The organism is Streptomyces sp. NPDC059443, from assembly GCF_042750105.1.
Taxonomy (GTDB): Bacteria; Actinomycetota; Actinomycetes; order Streptomycetales; family Streptomycetaceae; genus Streptomyces.
The window spans coordinates 20560-45877 of the sequence record NZ_JBHYVM010000046.1; the positions used below are offsets into that span (position 1 = coordinate 20560).

The window sequence follows — 25318 nt, forward strand, 5'->3', positions numbered from 1 at the left end:
GCCCCCACCCCTCCCACACCCCCCTCCGGGGGGGGGGGGGTGCGGGCGCGCCCGCGCCGCCCCCCCCCCGCCCCCGCCCCCCCCCCCCCCCCGCCGCTCGTCTCGTCTCGTCTCGGCACGACCGGGCCACCGGCGGCATTAGCCTGCTCGGATGGACGAGTGGGAGCGCTGGGAGCACCGGGTGCAGACGGCCGCGCACCCGGTGGCGTACCGGCTGTTGAGAGCCGTCGCGGCCCGCGGCCCCGTGGTGCGGGTGCCCCGGGTCGGGGTGGTGGTGAGCGATGCCCGGACGGCCCGGGACGTGCTCCTGGACACCGAGGGGTACACGAAGACCGGTCCGGGGGCGGCCGGCGGGCTGTGGACCCCGGTACTCGGCCCGCGGGCGCTGATCAACATGGAGGGCCCGGAACACGCGGCGCTGCGCCGGCGCCTCGGCGGACTGTTCACCCCGGGGCACGTGGCGGCCGTCTGCGAACGGGTGCTGCGCGGCCCTCTGGGCGAAATGGAGCGGCGGCTCGCGGCGGGCGGGGAGGTGGACCTCGTACGGGTCGTGCGCGACGGCGCCACCGAGGTCATCCGCGAGCTCGTCGGGCTCCGGGACACGGAGGCGGACTTCGCCGGCGCGGCCGCGGTCGTATCGGGCGTACGGCTGTGGCGCACTTCGCTGACTGGGCGTCAGGTGCAGGAGGCGAGACGGGCCTTGGAGGGCCTGGGAGATGCGGCGGTTGCCGCGTACCGGGCCGGTGACGAGTCCACGGTGCCGGGGCGACTGCGCGCGCTGGGGCTGGACGAGGCGGAGGCGCGGGCCGCGGTCATCGTGTTCCTGCTGACCGGCACCGAGACGCTGGTCTCCTTCGTGCCACGGCTGATCGCGCTGGCCCACGACACCGGCCTGGGCCCGGACCGGATCACCGACGCGCTGATCGAGGAAGCGCTACGGGTGACCTCGCCGACCCCCCTGATGCTGCGCAGCGCGGCGCGGGCGGGGAGGATCGGGGGCGTACGGGTCGAAGCCGGCGAGCGGGTGGTCATCGCCACGCTGCTGTGCACGCGGGCGTACGGCCCCTTCGCCCCGGGCCGCGATGCCGCCGAGCTGCGCCGGCTGTGGTTCGGCGCGGGACCGCACTTCTGCCTCGGGATGCCCCTGGCGATGACCGAGGTCCGGGCGGTGGTCGGGGCGCTGCGGGGCTTTCCCGGGCTGCGCATCCTCCGCCGGCGCCCGGCCCGCGGAGTGCTGATACCCGCCTACGCCCGGCTATCCCTGCGCGCGGGCGGCTGATCCGTCCGTACAGCGACGACCAGGCCTCCGGCCCCGGGAGGGGGGCGGGGGCGGCGGCTTTCACCCGGTCGGGCCAAGGGTGGGCGGCGGGCTGCCGCGAATGGCCCAGCGTCGGGACACCGGACAGGCCATGAGGCGGATGAGATGTCTAACGTCGTTGTCAGACACATCGGTTCGCGAAGCCTGTGGAGGTGTCATGTCCCGTCGGGGCCGCTGGCTTGCGGGCGCGTGCACCAGTACGGTCGCCATCGCTCTGCTCGTCACCGGGGGCGGCCTCGCCACGCCGCCGCAAGGGCCGTCCGGCAGCAACGGGGAGGCCGGGGTCGCGGTGGGCGCTTATCTCCACTACGGCTCGCCCGGCGTCGAGCGCATGCAGGAGCTCTCCCGCTGGCTCGGAGGCACCGAGCTGCGCGCCGGACACACCTACCTGCCCGGAGACACCTGGGCGAACATCGAGGGGGCACCCGATTCCCTGCGCAGTTGGGCACGGTGGCGCAAGGCGAGAGCGGATCGGCTGTTCGTCCTGAACGTCCCCATGCTGGAGCACAACGAGGCCGGCGTCCCCGACGGCCGGGTCGCCGAGTTGATCCGCTCCGGCGCGCAGGGCAAGTACGACCACCACTTCCAGCGGCTGGCCGAGCGGCTGGTCGCCCTCGGGGTGCCGGACACCGTGATCGTGCTCGGCTGGGAGATGAACGGCTTCAACTACACCCACCGGTGCCGGCCCGACCCCGAGAACTGGAAGCGGTACTGGCGGAACATCGTGGCTGCCATGCGCTCGGTGGAAGGGCAGCGGTTCCGTTTCGACTTCGCCCCCAACCGCGGCAGTGACGCGGTCCCCTGGACCAGGTGCTACCCGGGCGACGACGTGGTCGACGTCATCGGCATGGACTCCTACGACCAGCCGCCCGGCCGTACCTTCGACGAGCAGGTCACCCAGCCTTACGGACTCCAGCAGCAGGTCGACTTCGCGGAGGCGCACGGCAAGCGGATCTCGTACCCCGAATGGGGGCTGTTCCGGAACGGCGACAACCCCGAGTACATGCGGCGCATGCTGGCATGGATCGCCGAGCACGAACCGCTCTACCACAGCATCACCGACTACTGCCCGCACGGCGTGTGGCAATGCGGCCAGAACCCGCGCTCATCACGAGTGTTCCGGGAGTTCCTGTCCACCAGACAGGACTGACGGCGGGGCAGCAGACCGTCCCACCCAGGGTCAGCCCTTGCCCGACCATTCCAGGCGCCCCACCCTCCCCTTCTCCCCCGCCGCCCAGCAGCCGCCGTCCGGCGCGCAGGCGACCGTGTCGAACGACCCCGGGTCCAGTGCCCGCCAGGTGCGGCCGCCGTCCGCGGTGACGTCCGTGCCCGTCGGGCCCACCGTCAGGGCCGTGCCGGCGCCGTACGGGAACCAGGCCGCGCCCGAGCGGTAGGCCGGCGGCGGGGTCGACGCCTGGCGCCAGGTGCGGCCCGCGTCCGCGGACACCGCCGCGGCCCGCGGGGAGGGCTGCCCGGTGCGGTAGTCACCGCCGACCGCGAGGCCCCTCGTACGGTTGCGGAAGGCTAGGGCGAAGACGCCGCGCGCGGGGTCGGCCGCCGGGATGGTGGAGTCGGCGACCTGCCAGGTCAGGCCGCGGTCCGCCGAGTGCAGTACCCGCGCGACCGCGCCCCCGCCGGTGGCCAGCCAGACGTCGCGCGGCCCGGCGGCCACCAGGCACTGGCCGCTCGCTGCGAAGCCCGCCTCACCCGTCAGTGCGTCCGGCATCCCGGAGTCCGGCAGGACCCGCCAGCTCCGCCCGCCGTCGTCCGTGGACAGGATGCGGAACTTTCCGTCCACCGGGTCGCTCATCGCGAGCCCGTGGCGGGAGTCGAAGAAGGTGAGGCAGTCGTAGAAGGCCCGCGGGTCGGGGTTTCGGAACGCCTCGGTCCACGTAGCGCCGCCGTCCTCGGTGCGCAGCACGCGGGAGGCCTCGCCCTCCCCGATGGACAGGGCCACGGCGCGCCGCCCGTCGAGGGCCTCGATGTCCCGCAGCTCCAGCCCCTCCGCGACGGCCTCCGGCGGGGAGACGTCCCGCCAGCTCCGCCCGCCGTCCGAGGTGCGCAGCACGGTTCCCTTGGAGCCGGTCACCCAGGCCGTGGACCGGCTGACCGCCGCCAGCCCCCGGAAGCGGGCGTCCTTGCCGGTCTGCTTCAGCGCCCAGCCCGCGCCCCGGAGGTCCCGTAACCCATCGGCGGCCTGCGCCGGCGCGGCCACCACCCCCAGCAGCAGAGCCGCCGCGCACATGCCAACTCCCAGAAGTCTCATGGCGCCGGAAGCTAACGCACCGCGGATTCACCGTCCAGGGCGCGTCACGGCCGCGGAGTCTCCGAGGGCGGCGGCCGCGGAGGCGCACTTCCTTGCGCGGCCGGCCTCCTGCATCATGGCCCGGCACCGGAGTTCACCCGCGCGGGCCGCCCGCGTCCCGCTACCGACCGCGAACCGGAGGCCCGTGTGCCGTCCCACGACCAGGCAGGGCGCGACGAGTTGTACCTCGACCCGTACCCGCTCTACGCCCGCGCCCGCAAGGCCGAGGGACTGACCTACGTACCCGAGTTCGACGCGTGGCTGGTGGCCCGCGACCAGGACGTCCGGGAGGTGCTGCTGCGCGCCGAGGACTTCTCCTCCGCCAACTCCCTGCTGCCGGACGTCCCGCTCTCGGAAGCGGCGCTCGGTGTCCTGCCGCAGGGGTTCGCGCCGCGTCCCACCGTGGTCACCACGGACGGCGCCGCCCACAAGCGGCACCGGGCCGTGCTGAACCGCGGACTGTCCGCCGCGCGCGTGGCCGACCTGCTGCCGTACGCCCGGGAGTGCGCGCGGGAACTGGTGGACGGCCTCGTGGCGGACGGGTCGGCCGAGCTGGTGGAGGCGTACGCCCGCCGGCTGCCCGGGCAGGTGGTCGGCCGGCTGATCGGGCTGGACCCGGCGGACGTGCCCGCCGCGGTGCACGGCGGATACCGGGCCGAGGAGCTGCTGTTCCGGCCGATGGCGCCGCAGGCGCAGGCGGCCGCCGCGACGGACGTCGTCGCGCTCCAGCACCTGCTGGACGGATACCTGCGCGACCGGCGCGCCGCTCCCCGGGACGATCTGTGCTCGGCGATGGTGGCCGCGCTGGCTCCCGGCACCGGCGAACTCACCCTGGAGCAGCGCCACGAGCTGGTGGCGAGCCTCCAGAACCTCCTGATCGCCGGATTCCTCACCACCAGCGCGATGATCGGCAGCACTCTGCTGCATCTGCTGCGCGACCGGTCGCAGTGGGAGGTGCTGTGCGCCGATCCGGCCCTCATACCGGCCGCGGTGGAGGAAGCGGTCCGCTACGACACGGCCGTACAGGCCTTCCGCCGCACCGCCACCCGGCCGGTGTCGCTCGCCGGGACGAAACTCCCCTCCGGTGCCAATGTGCTGGTCGCCTACGGTTCGGCCAACCGCGACGAGGACCGGTACGAGCGAGCCGACCGGTTCGACATCAGCCGCCCCGCCGTCCACCACCTGGCCTTCGGCCACGGACCGCACGGCTGCCCCGGCTCACAGCTGGCCCGCGAACAACTGCGCCTGACCCTGGAGCTGTTCACCCGTCGGCTGCCGGGCCTCCGGCTGGATCCCGACGCCCCCTCGCCGACGATGCGCCCGACGCTGATCCACCGCTCACCACAGACCCTGCACGTGACGTGGTGAACCCGCGGCGCGAGCGGCGCCGCGATCAGCGCACCCACCGCACGCCCCGCTTTGCCAGCCGTGCACAACCATTCGTTGTTCACTAAGGTGGGTCGGCATGGATCTCGAAGCAGTGCGCACCTTCGTCGCCGTCGCGGAAGCCGGCCAGTTCCAGAAGGCCGCCGTCGACCTGTCGGTCACCCAGCAAGCGGTCTCCAAGCGCATCGCCACGCTGGAGCGCGACCTCGGCGTGCGGCTGTTCACCCGCACCGCGCGTGGCGCCGGGCTCACCATCGACGGGCAGGCGTTCCTGCCCCACGCGCGCGAGCTGCTGCGCGCCGCCGAGCGCGCGGTCACGTCCGTACGCACCGGCAGCCGTCCGCTGCGCGTCGACGTGATCAACTCGCGCGGCGCGGCGTCGGGCCTGATGCGCGGCTTCCACCGCGCGTACCCCGAGACCGACCTCGACATGCTGATGCTGCTCGAAATCGAGACCGCCGTGGCCGCCATCCGGTCCGGTGCGATCGACGCGTCCTTCCGCGCCGTCGCCGCGCCCGGCCGGCCGCTCCCCGAGGACATCGAGTCCCTCCGGGTGCTCGACGAGCCGCTCCAGCTCCTCACCGGCCCCGCACACGCACTGGCGGACGCCCGGTCGGTGACCCTGGCCCAGCTCGCCGGGCACCGGATCTGGATGCCCGGCATCGTCCCCGGTACCGAGTGGGGCGCGTACTACGAGGACCTCGTCGCCGAGTTCGGCCTCATCATCGAGGCGACCGGCCCCAACTTCGGCTCCGACGCGCTCCTCGACACCATCGCCGACACCCCGGCCCTGGCCACCTTCATGGGTGAGCACACCCGCCTCATCTGGCCCGCCAGCCACGGCCTGCGCCGCATCCCGGTGACCGACCCGACCCCCGTCTACCCGCACTCGCTCCTCTGGCACCGCGACAACCCCCACCCGGCGCTGGCCGCCCTCCGCGCCCACCTCACCGCTGCGACTGCCGGCCGCGACACCGCCGGGACCTGGGTGCCGCGCTGGGTCATCGCGCGCTGAGCCCGGCCGGGCCCACGGTCTGGAGTGATCCGCTCGGAGCTACTGGGAGCTGTAGGCCTTGAGGCTCACCGCCGGGCCGTCGGAATTGCGGGCCACCGCAGCGGCCGCGTCCCCGGTGACCTGTACGACGACGGTTCCGTGTGCCGGGACCTCCGTCAGGCCGCCGACCGGTGTGACCTCGACGGCCTGCTGTGTGGTGCCCTCGGGAGGGTTGTCCCAGCGGATGTAGGCGATCCGCACGGAGACCGGAAGGCCGTCCTGGTTGGTGAGTCGGACCGCCGTGAAACGCTCGAACTTGCTGATCTCGTGGCCCTGGCCGTCCAGCGCCTGAGCCTTCACGTCGTGCTCTCCCCGTTGATCAGTTTCGGCCGGAGGTTACCCGATGCCCTCTCACCTCCATCGGGCACCCCGCTTCGGCATCCGCCTCTCCGAGGGCCGGACAATACGACGGTGACTGAAGCACTCGGCGCGATACCGCCTCGCCGCCACACGGGGGAAGAGCCGCTCCACCTCGACGGAGCCGACCACGGCAGCCTGCTGGGCTTCTGGGGATGGGCGTACTCGGGCCTGGCCGGCAACACGCTGCGCGGAGCGCTGGCCGAGTACATCGTCGCCCTCGCGCTCGGAGCGGCCGACGGCACGCGGGTGGACTGGGACTCGGTGGACATCCGGCTGCCCGGCGGGCCTCAGGTCGAGGTCAAGTCGGCGGCGTACCTTCAGGAATGGGGCCAGACGAGACTGTCCTCCATCTCCTTCTCCATCGCCCCGGCCGAAGGCTGGAACGCGGTCACCGGGGAAGTGGACCCGGCCCGCCTGCGACGCGCGGACGTGTACGTGTTCTGCCTGCTCAAGCACCAGGACAAGAAGACACTGGACCCCCTCGACCTCACCCAGTGGACCTTCTACGTCCTCCCCACCCCGGTCCTCGACGAGCACAGGCCCGACCAGCGCACCCTCACGCTCTCCTCGCTGCTCGCGCTGGAGCCCGTACGCAGCGACTTCCCCGGCCTGCGCGCCGCCGTACTCGGTGCGGGTCCCGTTCGCTAACGGGTGCCGGTGGTCCCCGCCTTGCGCAGGGGGGACAGCAGGGTGCCGAGCCATACGGCGCCCTGGAGCACCCCGGCGACGAGGAAGAGGGTGGCGGCGGACCACTGGCCCATGACCCAGCTGCCGAAGAGGGCGCCGAGCGGGATCGTGACGAAGGAGAGCGAGCGGCCCACCGAGGTGACCCGGCCGATGAGTTCGGAGGGGACGATGGACTGCCGGAAGGTGTACCACGGCACCACGATGGCGGAGGTCGACATGCCGAGGAGGAACATCGATCCGCCGATGACGGGGGTGGACGGTGACAGCGCGGGCAGCGCGAGCGATACCGCCATGAGGCCCATCGCGGCGGTGAGCGTGGGGCCCACGGGGAAGCGGCGGATGACGGCGGGCGCCAGGCTCGCCCCGAGCAGGGCGCCGGCGCCCTGTCCGGCGAAGACGAGGGCGAGCGCCGCCTGCCGGCTCCTGCCGTCGTCGGTGACGATGTAGATGAGGTTCGCCTCCAGGCCCAGGGCGGCGAAGTTGGTGACCGTCATCAGGGCGGTGCCCCACAGCAGGGGGGCCGAGTCGCGGATGAAGACCAGGCCGTCCTTGAAGTCGCCTCCGACGTTGCGGGCGATCTCGCCCCAGCGCACGCGCGCCCGGCCGGCCGCCCCGTGCGGGGCCCAGCGGATGAGCAGCGCGGAGGCCGCGAAGGAGACGGAGTTGGCGGCGCAGGCCGTGGCGGGGCCGATCAGGGCGATGACGGTGATGCCGACGACCGGGCCGAGCATGCTGAGCGCGGCGTCGGTGCCCTGGACCCACGCGTTCATGACGGGCCGGCGGGATTCGGGCACCCGGTCGACGAGGAAGCCCTGGAAGGCGGGTACGTAGACGGGCCGGACCGTGCCGAGCAGGAGTGCCAGGGCGTAGAGGAGCCAGATCGACGGTTTGCCGGTGAAGAGCAGGACGGCCATGACGCCGACGAGGGCGGCGGCGATGCCGTCGCAGGAGATCATCAGGCGGCGGCGGTCGGCGCGGTCGGCGATGGTGCCCGCGAAGAGGCCGACGGCCACGTACGGGATGATCTCCAGTACGTAGGTGATGGCGGTGGAGATCGCCGAGCCGGTCTGTCGCAGGACGAGCAGGGGCAGGGCGAAGCGGTAGATCCAGTCCCCGGTGGACGAGACGATGAAGGCCGAGCGCAGCAGGGTTTCGCCGCGCCGGCCGGAGTCCTTCACCTGCTCCGCGGCGTATGCCGCATCAGTCATTGGGCCACGCTCCCTGCTGGACCAGGGGCGGGGCAGGCGTGAGGGCGTCCCGGAGGGCGGCGAAGCGGGGCTGGGCGATGACGCCCTTGCAGGTGGGGCAGTCGGGGTCGCGCTGCCAGGTCTCTCGTTCGGCGAGGACCGGAGTCTGGAAGGTCACCTGGAGCATTCTGCCCACGGACAGCGGGGTGGACACTCCGGTGGCCAGGCGTATCAACTCCCCCACCAGAAAGGCAGTTTGCAGGGCGACCAGGCCGTCGAAAGCGGCCATGTCCTCACCGAATCGCAGTCCGGCGTCCTCCTCCGTGCGCTGCTGGAGGTAGATGTCGCGGGAGGTGGCGTCCGCCGCGTGGGCGGCGGATTTCCAGCAGGCCACGCAGCCGCTGACGCCGGGCAGGATGGTGAAGTGGACGGCGCGCTGGGTGTCGACGCCGCCGGTGATCAGGGCCGCCCCGGCGCGCAGACAGCCTTCGTTCAGCCAGGTCAGGGCACGGGTCTTGGGGCGGTCGATGGCGGCGACGACGATGTCGCGGTCGTGGACGGCCTCGTAGACGTCGTCGGCGGACATCAGCTTCTTTTCGAGGGTGTGCAGGGTGACATCGCTGTTGTAGCCCTTTACCCAGGCCGCGGCCCGTTCGATTTTGGACCGGCCGATGTACTGCTCTCCGTACAGGACCTGACGGTTGAGGTTGGAGAGCTCGACCGTGTCGAAGTCGACGATGCGGATGTCACGGAAACCCATGGCCACCAGGTCCATCAGGACGTGGGAGCCCACGCCGCCGACGCCGAGCATGGCGACCTTGGTGTCGCGGATGCCGCGCTGGAAGGCGTACTTGGAGCGGTCGAGGGTCGCGTAGGTCTCGAAGAAGCCGAGGCTGCGGGACCAGCGTTCCAGGTCGTAGTCGGTCAGGCCCTCGTGCGAGGCGTCCACGTCGTGGAGGAGGCGGGCGTCGTCGAGGTCGGCCAGGGCCTGGTCGAACTCCTCGCGGGTCACCTCCGGGTGGCGGCCGGTGAGCTCGGTGAAGACGCCGGTGGTCTCGCGGGAGCCGTCGAGGAGTCCGACGAGGTCGGCGACGATTCCGTCGGGGTCCTCCAGGGTGAGGATCTCACCGGCCATGCGGAAGTTGATCCCGGACTCGTCCTTGAATGACGGGATGGTGGACTTCAGGGACGGCTTCGGCACCGCGCTCTCCTTTTGGACGGAATGGGAATGATCCAGAAGGCGGGGCTCCGCGATCTCTGGCGATCTCGCGTCCTTCCACCTTCTGGATCATTGGATCGCCTTAGTTGACGCTGGAACCGCCGGCGATGCTGTAGGCCTTCTTACGGCGAACAATGCGCATGGGGATGCACCCCCTCCCTTGTTCGGTGACCCAGGAATTGTGGTTCGGAATGGAGATTTTCGCCTCGTGGATTCAGGCCAGCTTCCGGCGTCCGTTCATGTGACGCTTCGCGGGTATTGGTGGGGGGTGTCCGGGTTTTTTCCGGGTTCCCTCCCGGTTTTGGAGAACTCCGCGGAGTGTTGACGTGCCGGGATGACGCGCCGTGAGGAGCCCCGATCATGGCCGGTAGCGGATTTACCGGCCCGGAGTTCACTCCCCGTTCACCGCCTGGGGGCGCAGGACGAGAAGGGGCTGGTCCGCGAAGACCGCTCCGTCGTCGAGGAGTTCCGCGCCCGGACCGGCCTTGGACATGGCGGTGCGCAGGAAGGCGAGCACCTCGCCCCAGCGCGGATGGTGCCGGGCGACGACCTGTGGGGTGCCGTCCTCGTCGATCAGGCAGGGCACCAGGCCGCAGCGGCCGATGCCGGTGTCCTCCAGCTCGATGACGGCGATCGCGGTGAAGCGGGCGTCGGGGTGGAAGGGGAACGCGGCCGGGGAGCCGGGGCGCGGATAGATGCCGTAGTCGCCGAAGACCTCGGCCAGGGCGTCCGGGCCGAGCTCCTCCGGGTCGGCGCCCCGGGCCCGCAGTTCCTCCGTCTGGCGCGGCAGGTCGAAGACGATGTGGCCGAGGCCGAAGAAGACGGGGGTTTCTTCGATGAACTGGACCCCGCGCAGGAGGTGGTGATGGTGCCCGAGGATGAGGTCGGCGCCGGCCTCCACGAGGAGTTCGGCGCAGAGCCGTTCGTGCTCGGTGATCACCCAGGGGCGGGTGTGGTCGCCCCAGTGGACGCTGACCACGACCAGGCCGGCCTCCGCCTTGGCCGCCCGTACGCTCTCCTCGACCTCGGCCCAGTCGTGCTCGTTCAGGACGGAGACCACCTTGGCGGGGGCGCCCGGGACGAGGTGGCCGGGGAACGGCGCGGTGTAGCAGTCCTCGGCACGGAGGGGTGCGACGCCGGGGGTGGCGGGGCCGGCCTGGGTTCCGACGACCATGACCGAGGCCATGGCCAGGAAGGCGACGGCGGGCTGCCCGGCCCCGGCCCCGCTCCCGTGCGTCGCCCCGGCCCGGAGGGTGGCCGGGCGCCTCGCGGATTCGATGTCCGGGCCCGCGCCTACGGTCCGTACGCCTTTTTTGGACAGCGTCGACATGGTTTCGGATAGACCCTCGTATCCGGCGTCCATGGCGTGGTTGTTGGCGAGCGACATGACGTCGAAGATGGCCAGGGGTTCGGCGTTCTCCGGCGCCACGATGGTGGCCGTGGACATGCCCGGGACCGGCCTGCTGTTTTCGGCCAGGACCCCCTCGAAGTTGCCGAATACGATATCCGCCGAGGCCAGAACGGGCAGAATGCCGTCAAACGCCGAACTGGATTTCAGACGGTCAATCAGCACATCGCCAACTGCCGCCAGGATTCTGGTAGTCATGGTCTTAGGCTGTCACGGTGGACCCCTTCGGTGAAAGCAGAATGGATATGCCTTCCGACCTCCGGCAGGACCATCGGCAGGACCGCTGGCAGGACCGCTTCACGGCTCCGCGGCCCGGCTTCCCGCACGGAGCGGCGGATGCCCCGGACCGTTCGCTGTACACGTGCAACACCAGCGGGGCCTGCGAGATCCACGTCTGGGACCGCGCCTCCGATGTGCACCGCCAGGTGACGCGGCGGGCCGCCGGGACGAGTCTGGGTGCGCTGAGCGCCGACGGGCGGCGGGTGTGGTGGTTCGACGACACCGACGGGGACGAAGTGGGGCGGTGGATGACGCAGCCCTTCGAGGCCGGGCCGGGTGAGGGCACGCCCGTGCCCGGGGTGCCGCAGGGGTATCCGGCGGGGCTGGTGCTCGGCGTGACGCTGACCCTGATCGCCGTGGCCACCGACGAGGGGACCGGTCTGTGGTCGCTGCCGTCCGGGTCACTGTCGTCCGGCTCCGGGGACGGGGCGGCCGCACTGTTGCGGGCGTTCGAGGACGATGTGGATCTGCTCGCGGTGTCGGCCGACGAGCGGCTGGCGGTGCTCGCGCGGGATGCCGGCCTGGAGGTGATCTCCACCGCGAGCGGGGAGCGGGTCGCCGTGCTCGTGGATCCGGCGGGCGGGGAGCTGGACGCCTTCGGCTTCAGCCCGGTCCCCGGTGACCAGCGCCTGCTGGTGCGGCGCGATGCGCCGGAGGGTGTCCTGCTCGGGGTGCAGGACCTGGAGGGGGTTCAGGTTCTGGACGGGGTGCAGGTTCTGGACGGGGGCGCGCGAACGCCCCTAGCCCTGCCGCCCGGTGAGCCCCTGGCCGAGTGGTATCCCGACGGCAAGGCGCTGCTGGTGACCGTGCACCACCAGGGGCGCAGCACGCTGCACCGGCATGATCTGGCCACCGGGCAGAGCACCGCCCTGCCTGTTCCGGCGGGCACGATCGACGCGGCGGGCGTGCGTGCGGACGGCCGGGTCGAGTACGTGTGGTCCTCCTCGGTGCAGCCACCGGTCGTACGGGTCCTGGACGTGGACGGCGGCGACCGGGTGCTGTTCCGGCCACCGGGGGGCGTCCCGCCGCGCGGTCCGGAACTGGAAGACGCGTGGGTGCCGACTCCGGCGGGGCCGCTGCACCTGCTGACCGCCCGCGCGGCCGGGGCGCGCCGGGGCACCGTGTTCCTGCTGCACGGCGGGCCGCACTCCGCCGACTCGGACCGCTACTCCGCCTACCGGTCGGTGTGGACGGACGCCGGCGTGGCAGTGGTGCACGTCAACTACCGGGGCTCCACCGGCTACGGCACGGCGTGGCGCGACGCCGGTCACGGGCGCCCCGGATTCCCCGAGTTGGAGGACCTGGACGCCGCGTACGAGTCGGCCGTCGGCGCCGGGCTGGCCGAGCCGGGCCGCTGCCTGGTCGCGGGCTCGTCCTGGGGCGGATTCCTCACCCTGCTGGCGCTCGGGCTCCAGCCGGACCGGTGGGCCGCCGGGGTCGCCGAGTCCCCCGTCGCGGACCATGCGGCGGCCTACCGGCAGCGGCCGGAGTTCCTGCAAGCCTTCGACCGGGAGCTGTTCGGGGGCTCCCCCGAGGAACTGCCGGAGGTGTACGCGGCCTCGTCGCCGCTGACCTACGTCGATCGCGTACGGGTCCCCGTGCTGGTGCTCAGCGGGCGCAACGACCCCCGGTGCCCGCCCGGGCAGATCGACCGGTATCTGGAGCTGCTGCGGGAGCGGGGCGTGCCGCACGAGCGGTACGGCTACGACGCCGGGCACGGAACGCTGGTGGGCGCGGAGCTGATCCGGCAGGCGGCCGTGCAGATGCGGTTCGTGGACGGGGTGCTGGGCTAGGCCGTCTGGTGCCGGGGCCGAGCGCGAGGGCCGTACGGCACCGATACGTGGCCGCGCGGCTGCCGATACAGGGCGGTCGGAGTTCCGATGCGTTCCCCCGGCACTCTTCGACGTACAACCTTCGACGCGCTTGGACGAGGCGCCGGAGCAGTCCGTACGAAGATTCCGAGGAGTGAATCGATGAGCGCCCCAGGCTCCGGGAGCACCGCGCCCAGCCGCCCGCGCCTGCGCCATTCCGCCGCCGACCTCGGCGAACGCGCCTGGCTCGCGGCCTGCCGGCTCGGCGACGCCGCCCTCTCCGGCGCCCACCGCATCGGGTCGTCGGCCGAGCTGCCCTGGCCCCACGAGGGGCAGACGAGTGTGGAGATAGTCGGGGTCGGCAGCCTCGGCACGGTCGGCGAACAGGAGCCGGTGCCGATCGCGAGCATCACCAAGGTGATGACCGCCCACGTGGTTCTTCAGGCCCATCCCCTGGGCCCCGGGGACGCCGGGCCCGTGATTCGGATCGACCGGCTCGCCGCCCACGAGTCGGACTCGCCGATCGAGTCGGTCGTTCCCGTCGAGGAAGGGCAGGAGTTCCCCCTCAGGCAGTTGCTCGAATTCATGCTGATCCCCTCGGGCAACAACATCGCCAGGCTCCTCGCCCGCTGGACCGCGGGCTCGGAGGCGGCCTTCGTGCGCCGGATGAACGTTGCCGCCGCCGACCTCGGCATGACCCGTACGGCCTTCACCGGCTCGTGCGGAATGGACGTCGGGAACACCAGCACGGCATCCGACCTGCTCGCCCTGGCCCGTACGGTCATGCGGAACGAAGTGTTCCGAGAGATCGTCGCCATCCCTTCCATCACCCTCCCGGAGGGCCGGGGCGAGGCCCGCACCACCAATCGGCTGCTCGGTCAGTACGGGGTCGTCGGGCTGAAGACGGGCACCAGCACTCCGGCGGGCGGCAACGTCCTGTGGGCCGCGTACGCCGACGTGTACGGAGAGCGGCGCCTGGTCCTGGGCGCCGTCCTGGCGCAGCGCCAGGGCCGGTCCCCGGTACGGGCGAGGGCCTCGGTCTGGTCCCACAGCCGCCGCCTGGTCAGGGCCGTACAGCGTGCGGCCCTGGACGGCTCCACGGGCCCGCACGTGCCTCACCCGGCGCCCGCGCCCGCGTCGACGTAGACGTAGACGTAGACGTCGCGAGCCTGACCGGAGCGGTCCTCAGCGCGGCCGGTACACCCGCAGTTGCGAGACCTCGTAGGACAACTCCGTGGCCGTGGGCTCCGGCGCCGGGTGGTACCTGCCCGCGGAGACCGAGAGGTTGACGATGAGGTAGGCGGACCAGCCGCGGCCCACGCCCCTGCCGTCGCTGAAGACGCGGGCGCCGTTGACCCACCAGACGACCGAGCCCTTCCCGAACTCGACCTTCAGGTCGACCCACGCCCCGGGCCGGATCGCCGGGTCGCGGTGATAGCGGTGAGCCTCCCGGACGTGGTTGGAGAGCTCCAGCAGGTCCGGGTTGTCGGGGTGGTACTCGAAGACATCGATCTCCTGGCCGCCGTCGCGCCAGGTCCAGATCGCCGGCCAGGCGCCCAGCTGCACCGGCAGTTTCACCCGGGCCTCCAGTACGTCGCCGGTGCGCACCTCGAAGCCCTCGTCGCTGCCCTCCGTGGTGAGCAGCCCGCTGTCCCAGCAGCCGTCGGGGCGCGGCGTCGCCCGGAAGACCCCGTTGCGGCTGTAGGCCGGGTCGGCGACGAGGTGGTCCAGCTTGTTGTCTCCGGGGTTGACCGGGCCGCCGTCGGGATACGCCCACGAGCGGCCGGCGATCCACTGGGTGGGAGAGGTGAAGTCGGCGGTGAAGACGGGGGCGCGGCGCGGGCGGACCAGGTGCCGCAGCCGTTCGAGCATGTCCGAGACCATGACCGTAATGTGCCCACCGGCGGCCCCCGCCCACTCGGATGTTCACTCACAGCGATCGATCAATGACTCTCTGGCTCCAAGGGGTGTGAGGCGGTCTTCGCGCGCCGCGCCCGCAGGCCGAAGCCTCCGGGCGCGGAACGTGATCGCGAGCGGGGCGGCGCGGGGCCGTCAGCCCTGGCAGAGGCCGCGGGTGTAGTCGTACGTCGCGGTGGCCCGGGAGTAGCGCCACTGCGGGTCCAGCAGGTCGCTCTTCAGCTGTTCGGCGGCGGCCGGGCTCTCGACGACGTACCCGAAGTCCTGCAGCCAGGACGGGTACAGGTTCTTGGAGCCGATGTAGAAGGCCGAGCCGTCGACCGACACCAGCTTGTGGTGCTGGGCGTACGGCTTGCCGTCCGCCCACGTCGGCTGGTCGGAAGCTCGGAACGTGGCCAGCTGGAGGTTCTCGCACAGGGCCGTACGAGCCAGGGCGCCGTCACCGGTCAGGGCCGTCACCCGGCCGCGCAGGGCGTCGCTCACTTCGGAGAGCGACTTGATCTGCGAGTAGCCGCCGCTGCCGATCGTGCCTCGGTTGGCCGGGTCGCTCACGACGATGCGGACCTTCACGCCGGAGGTGAGCTTCGCGGCGAGGGCGTCGTAGAGGCGCACGTCGTAGCGGGGCAGCGGCGGGCAGGTGGCGTGCAGGTCCTGCTGGGAGATCTCGATGTGCGAGGTCGCGCTGGAGACCAGGGCGCGCAGGGCGCTCTCCTCCGGGTTGACGGTGTCGTAGTCCCGGTCGGCGTTGGTGTTGTCGTGCACCCCGATCCCGCACTTGGTGTCGCCGGCCGTGGGCAGGACCGGGCGGAAGGAGGAGGTGGGGTCGTTCTGGCGGATGCCCACACCGAGGCCGCCCACGGCGATCGCGGGCACGTCGCCCCCGCCCTGCGGGGAGGCGGGGCGGGGCAGGGAGGGCATGCAGTCCGCGCCGGACGAGGCGGCGAACCAGACCGCGCTCCAGTTGTTCTTGTTGCTACAGGTCCAGCCCCACAGGGAGTCCAGGTATCGGCCCGCGGAGCCCGCCGCGGGACCGGAGAGCGCGAGGTCCACGTCGCTCACCGGATGGGAGGTTTCGAGGTAGTCGTCCTTCCAGCTGTTGATGCCGCCGGTGATCACCGAACTGCCGTCGACCACGACCAGCTTGGAGTGGTTCCAGGAGAAGGCGGTCTTCGAGGTGGTCATCGAGGCCACGTTGAGGGTGATGTTGCCCGCGGCGGCCGGACCCAGCTTCGCGAGCAGTTCGTCGCGGTAGGACGCCGGGATCACCGTGGAGTGGTAGAGGGGTGCGGCGCCCACCATGATGCGCACCTTCAGCCGGTTGCCCTTCTGGGCGGATTCCTTGAGGCCCGCGACGATCGCCTCCTGGTAGCCGCCGTTGGGGAAGGGCGCCAGCGTCGATATGTCCACCGTCTGCCGGGCGGCGGCGATGTCCTGGCGCATCTTCTCCAGGAGCCGGCGCGATCCGGGCCGGTCGGCGCACGTGGCGTCGCCCCAGCAGCCGGGCGTCTGGAGCAGCCAGTCGGCGCCTCCGGGCTCGGATGAGCCGAGCCGGTTGCCGGAGGTGCGTTCCCAGACCGAGCCCTCCAGACCCGGCGAGACCTGGCGCAGGGTCTGTTCGATCGAGTCCAGGTGCGGTGTGGGCGCATCCGCGGCGGAGGCGGTGGCGGTGGTGCCGAGGAGGGAGAAGCCGAGTGCGAGGGCCGATGCGCAGACGAGGGCCGTCGTACGTGCGGTGTGTGCCAATGTGGTTCCTTGACTGGGGGGTGGCTCTGGCCGGGAGCGTGGTCCGCCACGGCTCCGACCTTGATCAACTCGCGCAAGTTACCAGCAGGTAGCCTGCTGTTCATCTGCATCGGTCGAGTTCCGGCCACACCGAGCCGGGACGGACAGCGAGGCTCAGGTCGACGACGTAGTGCTCCTCCAGCCGTCCGTCCGGGAACAGCTCCCGGAGCCGCTCCCGCTCGGCGGCGAGGAAGGCCTCCGTGCCGGGGTGCCCGATCAGGAAGAGCGAGTGGGTGGAGAGTTTGGCGAGGTGCGCGTCGACCGGGATCCGCCTCGACCAGCGCAGCAGGCGGGTGGCGAAGGTCAGGCCCTCCTGGGAGCGAGCACGTCCGTTGATGTACCAGCCGGGACCGAAGGTCTTCTCGATCCGCGCCTGCTGGTCGGCGATCCATCCGACCTCGATGTCCGGGTCGTTCGACCAGACGGCCAGCGCCCCGCCGGGACGCAGGACCCGTAGGGCCTCGGGCACCGAACGGGCCGGGTCGGTCCAGTGCCACGACTGGGCGTACGTCAGCAGATCGAGCGAACGGGTCGCGAACGGGAGCCGGTTGCCGTCCCCGCGGACGAGAGGGAGACGAGGGTTGCGGCGGCGGAACTCGGCCGCCATCCCCTCACCCGGCTCCACCGCGACCACCCGCGCCCCGCGCGCGTGCAGCAGTGCGGTCGCGATGCCGGTGCCCGCGCCGACATCGGCGACACGCGCACCGGCGAGTGCGAGACCGGCGAGCTCCTCGACAGCGTCGAGCAACTCGGGCGGATAGGACGGGCGGTGGTCGGCGTACCGGGAGGCGGCGGAGCTGAACGAGCGAGCACGGGAGTTCGGTCCGATCGTCATGCCACCACTGTTCAGCCGTGCGGCCTCCGCCACAACAGGGCCCTGGAGGCTTGGCGGCACCGGGATCGGCGTTGCCGGTCGTAGTCTCCCCTTGTTCGGGCGGTTCGTCAGCAGGTGAACGTCACCGCGCCGGATGGCCGGCGCGCGCCGCCTGCCGCGCGGGCCGATCGCCGCCCCGGGGCATCCAGACCGCGCGTACGGTGTCCACGCACTCGGCGGCCTGGATACGGCCGGCGCGGGCCGCGGCGGCGCAGCGGGTCCGGTCGAGCATGTTGCGGCCGAAGGCCTTGCGCGAGGCGCGGTCGGGGGTCAGGACCACCACCGACGTCCCGTCCTCGGCGAGTTCCGCGCCCTGCTCGGTCGAGCTCGGGTGCGGACCCACGGCCTTGGGGATCGGGGTGACGGCAACCACCCGCCGATGGCCGCGGGCGAGGTGGACGTTGGCCGTCGAACGGCTGCCGCCGTCCATCCAGCGGCGGCCGGCCACCGACACGGGCGGCCAGACCACGGGCACCGCGCAGCTCGCGGCCACCGCCTCGGGGAGGGAGACGCCCGAGGCGGCGTCAAAGACCTCCAGGGCCCCGGTCCGGGCGTCGACCGCGATCAGGCGCAAGTCCGGGGCCGGCCAGTCCCGTACGCCTCCCAGCAGGACGGCGATCGCCTCATGGACCGCCGACTCGGGGACCGTGGAGGAGGCCAGCGCGGCCCGGCCGAGGCGGCGTACGGAGCGCCGCGGGTCGCGGGATCCGAGTGCGGCCCAGAGGAAGCGGGCGGTCTGGCCGAGGGTGACGTCGACGTCGATCTCCGGGGCTCCGTCGAGCTGTTCGGCGTAGAGCTCCTCGACGCTCACGCCCGAGGCGAGGCGGGCCCCGATCACGGAGCCGGCGGAGGTGCCGATCGTCACGTCGGCGGTGGTGAGGTCGACGCCCGCTTCGGCCAGGCCGGCCACCATCCCGACCGTCCAGGCGAGGCCGACCGCTCCCCCGCCACCCAGCACCAGTGCCGTGTCCGCCATCGTCCTCGTCCCTTCCCGGGCTGAACTGGGGAGTGTTCCCCGTTTCCGTGGCCGACGATAGCATCGCAATCAGGGAGGGATCCCCGTTTCCTTGCGGAGGAGTGGAGTTGTGGTGAGGGTGCCCGTACGGCGTGACGCGCGGCGCAACCACGAACTGTTGGTCGAGGCGGTCTTCGAGGGCGCGCCGACGTCACCACGCAGGACATGCTCACCGCTCGTCGGCACCGCGCGCCCACCGACCAACGGTCAATGCCGCTTCGCCGTCAGCCTGCCGTCGGGCGTAAGGGTGAAGTCGATGTGGCCCGTGGCGTTGGCGGCATGAGCCGTCTCGCCGTACGCGTTGAGGTCGATGCCTTCGGCTTTGCCGTAGTGGAGGCGGGCCTGGGAGGCGTGCGTCCAGGAACTGACCCGCACGTGCGTCGACCAGGGGCCGATCGTTTCATCTCTCCACGGGCCCCAGCTGCTTTCCGGGTAGAGCCCCGGCGTCTTGCCTTGATAGAAGCACAAGCCGGTGAAAGCCAGCAGCGCGACCGCCAAGCCCCCCAGCGCCAGCGCACGGGCGCGTTGAGTGCCGAGCGACATGGACCCACCTCCTGACGATGCGGACGAAGTGCGACACGAGGCAGGCGAGTTCCCTGCCGACGGGCTCGCCGCTAGGCCGTCCTAGCGCCCGCCGGGAAGAGTCCAGCAGACCGCGACCGTCATGGGTAGAGGCCGGTCACGCGCATCGGCAGGCCGGGGCGACTCCGCTCGCTCAGCTGCGGCCTGCGAGCGGCTACGCGGGTTCCAGCGACGCCACCAGGTCGGGCAGGTTGCCGCCGGCCACGATGAGGGCCAGGTGGAAAGCGAGTTCACCCGAGCCCTCAGCGCGGCCGGGGTCGACGCACACGCGTCCCTGCTGGAGCCGACCGTCGAAATCCAGACCCGGCTCACCGAGTTGCTGGCGCAGGCACAGCAGGCCGGGGCGGTCCGCCCGGAACTGGGCCTGCCAGAGCTCATCGCCCTTCTGACCGGCACCGGCACCGCACTGGAACAACTCGGGGCGGATCCGGGGCCCCGCGAGCTGATCTTCAAGGTGGTCTTCGACGGGCTGCGGCCACGCTGAACCGAAGGCGGCCATGTCCACGCGGGACCCTGATGCTCGGCGCCACCGTGATCGCCGCCACCGCGGCTGCCGTCACGCCGGCGGGGGCGACCCGTCCATGTCGGCGGTCCGGCGGCGCGTTCTTCGACAGGGTGGTGCGTTGCCTCCCGGTCGCGCTGCACGATGATCGATGAGCCGGACCAAAGGGTCCGTGTCCGTCCGAGCGGAGGAGCTCCTCATCATGTCCGACATCACCGTCCGCGCCCCCCTGGCCGGGGACTTCGCCCAGTGGCGCGCCCTCTACCGCGGTTACGCCGACTTCTACGCGGTGGAGCAGACCGAGGAGGCCGCCGCGACCGTGTGGGCGTGGATCAACGACCCCGCGCACGAGGTCGGCGCCCTGGTCGCCGAGGACGCCGAGGGGCGGCTCCTCGGCCTCGCCCACTACCGTCCGTTCGCCCGGCCGCTCTCGGCGACCGTCGGCTGCTTCCTCGACGACCTGTTCGTCGCACCCGAGCACCGCGGTTCGGGCGCGGCCGACCTGCTGCTCGGCGCCCTGCGCGCGATGGCCGTCGAGCGGGGCTGGAGCGTGGTCCGCTGGATCACCGCCGATGACAACCACCGGGCCCGGTCGAAGTACGACCAGGTGGCCACCCGCACCATGTGGGTGACGTACGACATGGCCCCGTCGAGCTGACCCCGAGCCACCCCCGTACGGGCGCCGTCGAGCCAGTCGTACGCGTCGCCCCTGCCCGCGATCCAAGGTCGATTGTCAGTGGTCGCTGAGAGGATATGAGCATCGAGTCGGAGAACGGGGAGCGCTCATGTCCGGTAACCAGAACTACATCAATCACGTTGCCCTTGTACTGGATGCAAGTTCGTCCATGTCGCATCTGAGCGGCAAGGTCATCGAAGTCGCCGACCAGCAGATTTCATATCTGGCCCGCCGGTCCCAGGAATTGGACCAGGAAACCCGCGTCACCGTGTACGTCTTCGCGGACAAGGTGCAGTGCGTCATCTACGACAAGGACGTGCTGCGCATGCCGTCCCTGAAGCAGATGTACCGGGTCGGCGGAATGACGGCCCTGCTCGCGGCCACGCTCAAGTCGCAGCGGGAGCTGGCGCAGACTGCGCAACTGTACGGCGACCACAGCTTCCTGACGTTCGTACTGACCGACGGGCAGGAGAACGCGAGCCACCGCTGCCCCGACGCCCCCACCAGGGATCCTCGTGAACTGGTGCGGGCCGTGGCCGAGATGGTCGAGACGCAGGACGACAACTGGACGCTGGCCGTCCTCGTGCCGGACCAGATGGGCAAGCGCGAGGCCATGCAGTGCGGTTTCCCGAAGAACAACATCGCCATCTGGGACGCCACGAGCACACAGGGGCTCGAAGAAGCCGGTCAGGTCATCCAGCAGGCGACCGAGAAATTCATGGTCGGCCGCACCAAGGGCATCCGGGGGTCGCGGGCGGTGTTCTCCACTGGTGCCGATACCGTCAACAAGGACACCATCAAGGCCGCCGGTCTCACCCCGGTGAATCCGTCGGAGTACCAGCTGATTCCGGTGGCGCGCGAAGCGGCGATCCGGGACTGGGTGATCGAATCCGGACACAATTACCGTACCGGCTGCGCGTTTTATCAGCTGAGCAAATCGGAAAAGATCCAGGCGAAGAAGAAGATCGCGGTACTGGAGAAGAAGACGGACCGGGTGTACACGGGACCGGAGGCGCGGGCCGTGCTCGGCCTTCCGGACACGGAGGTTCGCGTCAAGCCGGACCACAACGACGAGTTCACGATCTTCGTGCAGAGCACCAGCGTGAACCGGAAGCTGGTACCCCACACGCGTCTCCTGTTCATGATCTGACGGCCGGCGCCGGGAGCGCCCTGAGCGCCGTGAGGTGCGGGCTAGGCCGTCTCTTTCGGATCTTGTCGGCCTTGTCCGCGTCGTCCGGTGCCGTGCCTCGGTGCGCTGCCGAGGCTCCCGCGTACTGGACGTACTCGGGTGCCGCGGCAGTGCGGCGAGGTGCGGTGCCGGGCGGCGCGGACCCCGGCAAGATCCGAAAGAGACGGCCTAGAGGCGGACGTTCCAGGTGGCGGCGGAGTGCAGCATGCGTGCGATCTCCGGGTCGCGGACCGAAGGGGTGCGGTCATCCGCGGTGACCGTCAGCCTGTGCGTGCGGAGGTCGGACAGCCGCAGGTCCGCGACCGGAACCTCGGTCCGGCCCGCCAGCCGCTTCAGCTCCCGGCCGTCGAGGTACCAGCGGACCACGAGCTGCCGGCCGTCCGCGCCTGCCAGCCGGGGCACGGCCGCCTTCGCGCTCTGACGCAGCCGCAGGGTGCGGTCCGTCGGGGTGAGCGGGGTGACGGTCTTCGCGTGCTTGTAGAAGCCGGCGATCATCGACTCGACACCGGGGAGGTTGAAGGGCTTGCCCAGAACCCGCATGATCGAGCTGTCGGTGGGCCGCTGGAGTCCGGTGACGAAGTAGCCGCCCCCCTCGTACGCGCCGACCGTGCCGCCGTCCGGCGAGGGCTCGCCCAGCCAGCGGAACCACTTGGCCTGCTGCCGGGCCAACTGGTCTGCGGGCAGTGTGGAGATGTTGGACTCGGCGGGCTCGGGGCCGGTGTACTTCTCGTAGTCCGGAACTCCGGGGTAGAAGTACTCGTCGGCGAGTTTGCCGAGTGAGTGCCCGGTCTCGTGGATGGCGACCTGGCCTGACTTGGCGTTGTCCGCCGAGGCGGTGGATATGCCCTCGTACCCGAGGGTGGCGCTGGGCTCGTTGTAGCCCGCGCCGCCGTACTTGGCGCTGTTGGCCAGGACGATGACCAGGTCGGCCTGCGGCGCCTTCGACACGTAGGCGTCCACCTTCGGCTGGTCCACGCACAGCAGCCGCTCGACGGACTCGCACCAGAAGTACGCGCCGAGGGCCGTGTCGCGGACGGTCGCCCTGTCCGGGTCGCCGGTGACGCCCGAGTCGTGGGAGACGGCGTCGACCGTCCAGACGTTGAAGAGGTTCTGGTACGTGGTGTACGGCTCGACGGCCGTCACCTCGGCCCATTTCGCCTTGGCGTCGGTGTGGAACTTCGCCAGCTCGGCCGCGGTGTAGCCGTCGCCGACGATGACCACGTCCAGGCGGTCGGCGGTGGGTCCGTTGTCGACCAGCTTGGCGACCTCGCCGTCCACCGCCCGCTCCGCCTCGGAGAGCCGGGCGCCGGTCTTGGCCGCGGCACCCGCACCCGCACCCGCGGGTACGAGCGCGTGGCCCGATCCGGCGTCACCGCCCTGCTCCCGCCCCGGAATCTCCACCACCACCCGGCGTGCGGCGTCCGGAACCTCGGCGGCGCGAACGGGCCCGGCGGCCAGCAGCGCGACGGTCGCGCAGGCCGCCGCGACGGCTCCGCGCAGGACCGGCCGGGTTCCCGGCCGTCTGATGTGACGCATGAAGTCCTCCTGGGACAAGGGAAGTTAAGTACCTGTGTAAGTGAACTCAATCGGCTGCTTAAGCTAGGCGGCGCACGACGGGTGCGCAATGGCCTGATCCCCCTGAATACTGGGGAGTTCGAGCAACGAGGGGGACACCATGAACGAACCGGCCGAAATCGGCCGCAGGGTTCAGCGCATGCGCACCGAACTCGGTCTGACACAGCGGAAATTGGCGGAGCCCTCGTACACCCCGGCCTACATCTCCACGCTGGAGTCGGGCAAGGTTCGCCCCTCCGAGGCCGCACTGCGCTTCCTGGCCGGGCGCCTCGGCACCTCCTACGAGGAACTGGCCACCGGACGCCCCACCCATCTGGCCACCGAGCTGCGCCTCGCCCTCACCGACGCCCAGCAGATCCTGGCCTCCGGCTCGGCCGACGAGGCCTCCGTACGCTACCGGCGCCTCCTCGCCGAAGCCGAACACCTCGGGCTGGCCGACGAGCGGGTCGGAGCGCTGCTCGGACTCGGGGACTGCGCCCTGGAGTCGGGGGAACTGTCCGATGCCATAAGCCACTTCGAGGCGGCGGAGCGACTGCTGGCCGGCGAGCCCCTCCCCCGCCGCGCCCGCCCGATCCGCGGCCGCGCCGTCGCGCACCTGCTCGCAGGGGAGCTGCGCTACGCCTGCTACCTGCTCGAATCCACCATCGACGAGCTGGGAGCCAGCGGACTGGCCGACCCCGAGGCGCTGGTGCTGCTCTACTCCGCGGTCATCGGGCCGTACATCGACATGGGCGCCCACGCCCGCGCCGCCCACGCCGCCGAGCTCGCCCTGTCGCTGGCCCCCCGAGTCGGCGACCCGGCCCTGGTGGCGGGCATGCACCGGCAGGTCGCGCGGACGTTCCTGACCGAGGGGCGCGTGGCCGACGCCGACGCCTCGATCGCCAAGGCCCAGGCGATCTACGGGCAGCTACAGCTGCGGACCGACCTGGCGCACTGCCACTGGATGCGCGGCTACCTGCACGCCCAGAACGGCGATCTCGCCTCCGCCGAGCGGGAATTGCGCACGGCCCGGGAGATGCTCTCGGCCGGCCGCGCGGCCCTGTACACCGCCCAGGTGGAGGTCGAGCTGGCCGACGTACTGCGCCGGCTCGGCCGGTACGAGGAAGCCGCGGGGCTGCTCTCGGCGCTGCTCGCCCTGGGAGACAGCCACGGCGCCGTACACGCGGGCGGCGCGCACCGGCTGCTGGGTCTGATGGCCGAGGAGCGCGGCGAGAACGAGTCCGCCGAGGAGCACTACGTACAGGCACTGGCACTGCTGGAGCGGAGCGGGGCGTCGGGCGACCTCGCCGACCTGTGCCGGCTCCTGGGCGACCTGCTGCGGCGGTCCGGCCGGACGGAGGCCGCGCTGGACGCGTACCGCACGGGCCTGGGCCATCGGGCGGCTCCCGGAACCACCACCCTGGGCCCGGCGCCCACGGTGCCGGCGTTCCCGCCCCACCCGACCCGCTACAGGTCGATCCAGTAGCGCCGCTTGGGGCCGATCAGGGTCTCGCGGACGTCCTCCAGCACACCGCCGTTGCTCTCGATCGTGCGGATCGAGCCAAGGTTGTCCGGGTCACAGGTGAGCAGCACCCGGTCCATCCCCAGCAGCCGCGCCTCGTGCAGGACCTCGGCCAGGGCCCAGGTGGCCAGGCCGCGGCGGCGGGCCGAGGGCCGGATGCTGTAGCCGATGTGACCGCCCGCGTCGAGCAGGAAACCGTTGAGATAGTGCCGGAGGTCGATGGCGCCCAGGTACTCGTCGCCCTCGGCGATCCACCAGTACGTGGCGTGGACGCGGCCGTGCTCGACCGGCAGGGTGCGGTCCCCGTACCGCTTCAGCTGCTCCGTCCAGGCGGTGAAGCCCTCCAGGCTGTCCACCTCGTCTTCGGAGCCGAGCCCGGCGCCGTCCATGTGGGCGTCGGCCCCCCACTCCTCCTGCGCGGCGTGCCACGAGTCGTACAGGCGGGGAGTGGGCATGATCAGCTCGGGCATGAACGGACGATAACAGTCCCGAGCTCCGCGTCACGGACCCGGCTGACCCGGCTGGGAGTTCCCTGGCAGTGCGGGGGCCACGGCTCCCCCGGGCGGGCGGAGGCCCGCACAAGACGCATCGTATGGGGCGGTATGCCCGCTTCGGGTGGGAGGGGCGCTCCCAGGGAACTCCCAGGAAGCTCCCAGACCCCGCAAAGTACGGGCGGCCAGGATCTTGCTCC

Annotated in this window: 23 protein-coding genes; 11 read left to right on the forward strand and 12 right to left on the reverse strand. The window is 71.6% G+C overall.

From position 1 onward, the window contains the following. Positions 1 to 151: 151 nt before the first annotated feature. Both ACFXDJ_RS32530 and ACFXDJ_RS32535 read left to right on the forward strand, forming a co-directional pair. Positions 152 to 1279: a cytochrome P450 gene (locus ACFXDJ_RS32530; protein ID WP_384664001.1), complete on the forward strand. Its 1128-nt coding sequence runs from the start codon at positions 152 to 154 to the stop codon at positions 1277 to 1279. 196 nt (positions 1280 to 1475) lie between these two features. Beyond that, complete coding sequence (locus tag ACFXDJ_RS32535) at positions 1476 to 2468, forward strand: glycoside hydrolase family 26 protein (protein ID WP_384664003.1); 993 nt, start codon at positions 1476 to 1478, stop codon at positions 2466 to 2468. 30 nt (positions 2469 to 2498) lie between these two features. On the opposite strand, the gene ACFXDJ_RS32540 is transcribed toward ACFXDJ_RS32535, so the two are convergent. Beyond that, positions 2499 to 3563, reverse strand: a complete 1065-nt coding sequence (locus ACFXDJ_RS32540; RefSeq protein ID WP_384851100.1) for a WD40/YVTN/BNR-like repeat-containing protein — start codon at positions 3561 to 3563, stop codon at positions 2499 to 2501. 207 nt (positions 3564 to 3770) lie between these two features. Here ACFXDJ_RS32540 and ACFXDJ_RS32545 point away from each other — a divergent pair, with 207 nt between their 5' ends. Together ACFXDJ_RS32545 and ACFXDJ_RS32550 are read left to right on the forward strand one after the other, a co-directional pair. Further along, positions 3771 to 4991, forward strand: coding sequence for a cytochrome P450 (locus ACFXDJ_RS32545; protein ID WP_384656554.1), 1221 nt, complete (start codon positions 3771 to 3773; stop codon positions 4989 to 4991). 97 nt (positions 4992 to 5088) lie between these two features. After that, positions 5089 to 6024 carry a LysR family transcriptional regulator gene (locus tag ACFXDJ_RS32550; RefSeq protein WP_384656551.1) on the forward strand — a complete coding sequence of 312 codons (936 nt, stop codon included), beginning with the start codon at positions 5089 to 5091 and terminating at the stop codon, positions 6022 to 6024. A 39-nt stretch (positions 6025 to 6063) separates the two neighbouring features. On the opposite strand, the gene ACFXDJ_RS32555 is transcribed toward ACFXDJ_RS32550, so the two are convergent. After that, positions 6064 to 6363, reverse strand: coding sequence for a hypothetical protein (locus tag ACFXDJ_RS32555; protein ID WP_384656549.1), 300 nt, complete (start codon positions 6361 to 6363; stop codon positions 6064 to 6066). A 111-nt stretch (positions 6364 to 6474) separates the two neighbouring features. Between ACFXDJ_RS32555 and ACFXDJ_RS32560 the strand changes: the two genes are divergently transcribed. Continuing rightward, complete coding sequence (locus ACFXDJ_RS32560; protein ID WP_384656546.1) at positions 6475 to 7071, forward strand: hypothetical protein; 597 nt, start codon at positions 6475 to 6477, stop codon at positions 7069 to 7071. Here the strand turns inward: ACFXDJ_RS32560 and ACFXDJ_RS32565 are convergent. From ACFXDJ_RS32565 to ACFXDJ_RS32575, 3 genes are all read right to left on the reverse strand, one after another. Next, the gene (locus tag ACFXDJ_RS32565; protein ID WP_384656543.1) at positions 7068 to 8318 is read right to left on the reverse strand and encodes an MFS transporter; all 1251 of its coding nucleotides are present in this window, start codon (positions 8316 to 8318) and stop codon (positions 7068 to 7070) included. The two genes, ACFXDJ_RS32560 and ACFXDJ_RS32565, sit on opposite strands and share 4 nt — an antisense overlap. Then, a complete protein-coding gene (locus tag ACFXDJ_RS32570; RefSeq protein WP_384656540.1) occupies positions 8311 to 9498 on the reverse strand; it encodes a HesA/MoeB/ThiF family protein in 1188 nt (395 codons plus the stop codon). The genes ACFXDJ_RS32565 and ACFXDJ_RS32570 overlap by 8 nt, the downstream gene beginning before the upstream one ends. A 409-nt stretch (positions 9499 to 9907) precedes the next feature. Then, positions 9908 to 11122, reverse strand: coding sequence for a CapA family protein (locus ACFXDJ_RS32575; RefSeq protein WP_384656537.1), 1215 nt, complete (start codon positions 11120 to 11122; stop codon positions 9908 to 9910). A 47-nt stretch (positions 11123 to 11169) separates the two neighbouring features. Between ACFXDJ_RS32575 and ACFXDJ_RS32580 the strand changes: the two genes are divergently transcribed. Both ACFXDJ_RS32580 and ACFXDJ_RS32585 read left to right on the forward strand, forming a co-directional pair. After that, a complete protein-coding gene (locus tag ACFXDJ_RS32580) occupies positions 11170 to 12996 on the forward strand; it encodes a prolyl oligopeptidase family serine peptidase (RefSeq protein ID WP_384851102.1) in 1827 nt (608 codons plus the stop codon). Between the two features lie 180 nt (positions 12997 to 13176). Further along, entirely contained in the window at positions 13177 to 14160 is a 984-nt protein-coding gene (locus ACFXDJ_RS32585) for a D-alanyl-D-alanine carboxypeptidase family protein (protein ID WP_384851104.1), read from the forward strand. A gap of 39 nt (positions 14161 to 14199) precedes the next feature. On the opposite strand, the gene ACFXDJ_RS32590 is transcribed toward ACFXDJ_RS32585, so the two are convergent. The 5 genes from ACFXDJ_RS32590 to ACFXDJ_RS32610 form a co-directional block, all read right to left on the reverse strand. Beyond that, positions 14200 to 14898 carry a beta-glucanase gene (locus tag ACFXDJ_RS32590; protein ID WP_384656525.1) on the reverse strand — a complete coding sequence of 233 codons (699 nt, stop codon included), beginning with the start codon at positions 14896 to 14898 and terminating at the stop codon, positions 14200 to 14202. Positions 14899 to 15066: 168 nt separating this feature from the next. Then, complete coding sequence (locus tag ACFXDJ_RS32595) at positions 15067 to 16674, reverse strand: phospholipase D-like domain-containing protein (RefSeq protein ID WP_384656522.1); 1608 nt, start codon at positions 16672 to 16674, stop codon at positions 15067 to 15069. Between the two features lie 100 nt (positions 16675 to 16774). Next, positions 16775 to 17548, reverse strand: a complete 774-nt coding sequence (locus ACFXDJ_RS32600; protein WP_384656520.1) for a class I SAM-dependent methyltransferase — start codon at positions 17546 to 17548, stop codon at positions 16775 to 16777. A gap of 121 nt (positions 17549 to 17669) precedes the next feature. Beyond that, complete coding sequence (locus ACFXDJ_RS32605) at positions 17670 to 18563, reverse strand: patatin-like phospholipase family protein (RefSeq protein WP_384656517.1); 894 nt, start codon at positions 18561 to 18563, stop codon at positions 17670 to 17672. Between the two features lie 246 nt (positions 18564 to 18809). Beyond that, entirely contained in the window at positions 18810 to 19145 is a 336-nt protein-coding gene (locus ACFXDJ_RS32610) for a hypothetical protein (protein ID WP_384656514.1), read from the reverse strand. Positions 19146 to 19401: 256 nt separating this feature from the next. Here ACFXDJ_RS32610 and ACFXDJ_RS32615 point away from each other — a divergent pair, with 256 nt between their 5' ends. The 3 genes from ACFXDJ_RS32615 (at position 19402) to ACFXDJ_RS32625 (ending at position 21512) form a co-directional block, all read left to right on the forward strand. After that, positions 19402 to 19668: a hypothetical protein gene (locus ACFXDJ_RS32615; protein ID WP_384656511.1), complete on the forward strand. Its 267-nt coding sequence runs from the start codon at positions 19402 to 19404 to the stop codon at positions 19666 to 19668. A gap of 220 nt (positions 19669 to 19888) precedes the next feature. After that, complete coding sequence (locus tag ACFXDJ_RS32620; protein ID WP_384656508.1) at positions 19889 to 20344, forward strand: GNAT family N-acetyltransferase; 456 nt, start codon at positions 19889 to 19891, stop codon at positions 20342 to 20344. A 127-nt stretch (positions 20345 to 20471) separates the two neighbouring features. Then, positions 20472 to 21512, forward strand: coding sequence for a vWA domain-containing protein (locus ACFXDJ_RS32625; RefSeq protein ID WP_384656505.1), 1041 nt, complete (start codon positions 20472 to 20474; stop codon positions 21510 to 21512). A gap of 207 nt (positions 21513 to 21719) precedes the next feature. Here ACFXDJ_RS32625 and ACFXDJ_RS32630 read toward each other — a convergent pair whose 3' ends face one another. Then, positions 21720 to 23087 (reverse strand): M64 family metallopeptidase, encoded by a 1368-nt coding sequence (locus ACFXDJ_RS32630; protein WP_384662483.1) that lies wholly within the window; start codon positions 23085 to 23087, stop codon positions 21720 to 21722. Positions 23088 to 23226: 139 nt separating this feature from the next. Here ACFXDJ_RS32630 and ACFXDJ_RS32635 point away from each other — a divergent pair, with 139 nt between their 5' ends. Beyond that, entirely contained in the window at positions 23227 to 24591 is a 1365-nt protein-coding gene (locus tag ACFXDJ_RS32635) for a tetratricopeptide repeat protein (RefSeq protein WP_384662481.1), read from the forward strand. Here the strand turns inward: ACFXDJ_RS32635 and ACFXDJ_RS32640 are convergent. Further along, on the reverse strand, positions 24573 to 25097 hold the full coding sequence (locus tag ACFXDJ_RS32640) for a GNAT family N-acetyltransferase (protein ID WP_384662478.1): 525 nt from the start codon (positions 25095 to 25097) through the stop codon (positions 24573 to 24575). The two genes, ACFXDJ_RS32635 and ACFXDJ_RS32640, sit on opposite strands and share 19 nt — an antisense overlap. Positions 25098 to 25318 lie beyond the last annotated feature (221 nt).

Coding starts and splice junctions, on each gene's coding strand:
- ACFXDJ_RS32530 (WP_384664001.1), top strand. CDS start 152: ATGGACGAGTGGGAGCGCTGGGAGCACCGGGTGCAGACGGCCGCGCAC.
- ACFXDJ_RS32535 (WP_384664003.1), top strand. CDS start 1,476: ATGTCCCGTCGGGGCCGCTGGCTTGCGGGCGCGTGCACCAGTACGGTC.
- ACFXDJ_RS32540 (WP_384851100.1), bottom strand. CDS start 3,563: ATGTGCGCGGCGGCTCTGCTGCTGGGGGTGGTGGCCGCGCCGGCGCAG.
- ACFXDJ_RS32550 (WP_384656551.1), top strand. CDS start 5,089: ATGGATCTCGAAGCAGTGCGCACCTTCGTCGCCGTCGCGGAAGCCGGC.
- ACFXDJ_RS32565 (WP_384656543.1), bottom strand. CDS start 8,318: ATGACTGATGCGGCATACGCCGCGGAGCAGGTGAAGGACTCCGGCCGG.
- ACFXDJ_RS32575 (WP_384656537.1), bottom strand. CDS start 11,122: ATGACTACCAGAATCCTGGCGGCAGTTGGCGATGTGCTGATTGACCGT.
- ACFXDJ_RS32580 (WP_384851102.1), top strand. CDS start 11,170: ATGCCTTCCGACCTCCGGCAGGACCATCGGCAGGACCGCTGGCAGGAC.
- ACFXDJ_RS32585 (WP_384851104.1), top strand. CDS start 13,177: ATGAGCGCCCCAGGCTCCGGGAGCACCGCGCCCAGCCGCCCGCGCCTG.
- ACFXDJ_RS32590 (WP_384656525.1), bottom strand. CDS start 14,898: ATGGTCTCGGACATGCTCGAACGGCTGCGGCACCTGGTCCGCCCGCGC.
- ACFXDJ_RS32600 (WP_384656520.1), bottom strand. CDS start 17,548: ATGACGATCGGACCGAACTCCCGTGCTCGCTCGTTCAGCTCCGCCGCC.
- ACFXDJ_RS32605 (WP_384656517.1), bottom strand. CDS start 18,563: ATGGCGGACACGGCACTGGTGCTGGGTGGCGGGGGAGCGGTCGGCCTC.
- ACFXDJ_RS32610 (WP_384656514.1), bottom strand. CDS start 19,145: ATGTCGCTCGGCACTCAACGCGCCCGTGCGCTGGCGCTGGGGGGCTTG.
- ACFXDJ_RS32620 (WP_384656508.1), top strand. CDS start 19,889: ATGTCCGACATCACCGTCCGCGCCCCCCTGGCCGGGGACTTCGCCCAG.
- ACFXDJ_RS32625 (WP_384656505.1), top strand. CDS start 20,472: ATGTCCGGTAACCAGAACTACATCAATCACGTTGCCCTTGTACTGGAT.
- ACFXDJ_RS32630 (WP_384662483.1), bottom strand. CDS start 23,087: ATGCGTCACATCAGACGGCCGGGAACCCGGCCGGTCCTGCGCGGAGCC.
- ACFXDJ_RS32635 (WP_384662481.1), top strand. CDS start 23,227: ATGAACGAACCGGCCGAAATCGGCCGCAGGGTTCAGCGCATGCGCACC.
- ACFXDJ_RS32640 (WP_384662478.1), bottom strand. CDS start 25,097: ATGCCCGAGCTGATCATGCCCACTCCCCGCCTGTACGACTCGTGGCAC.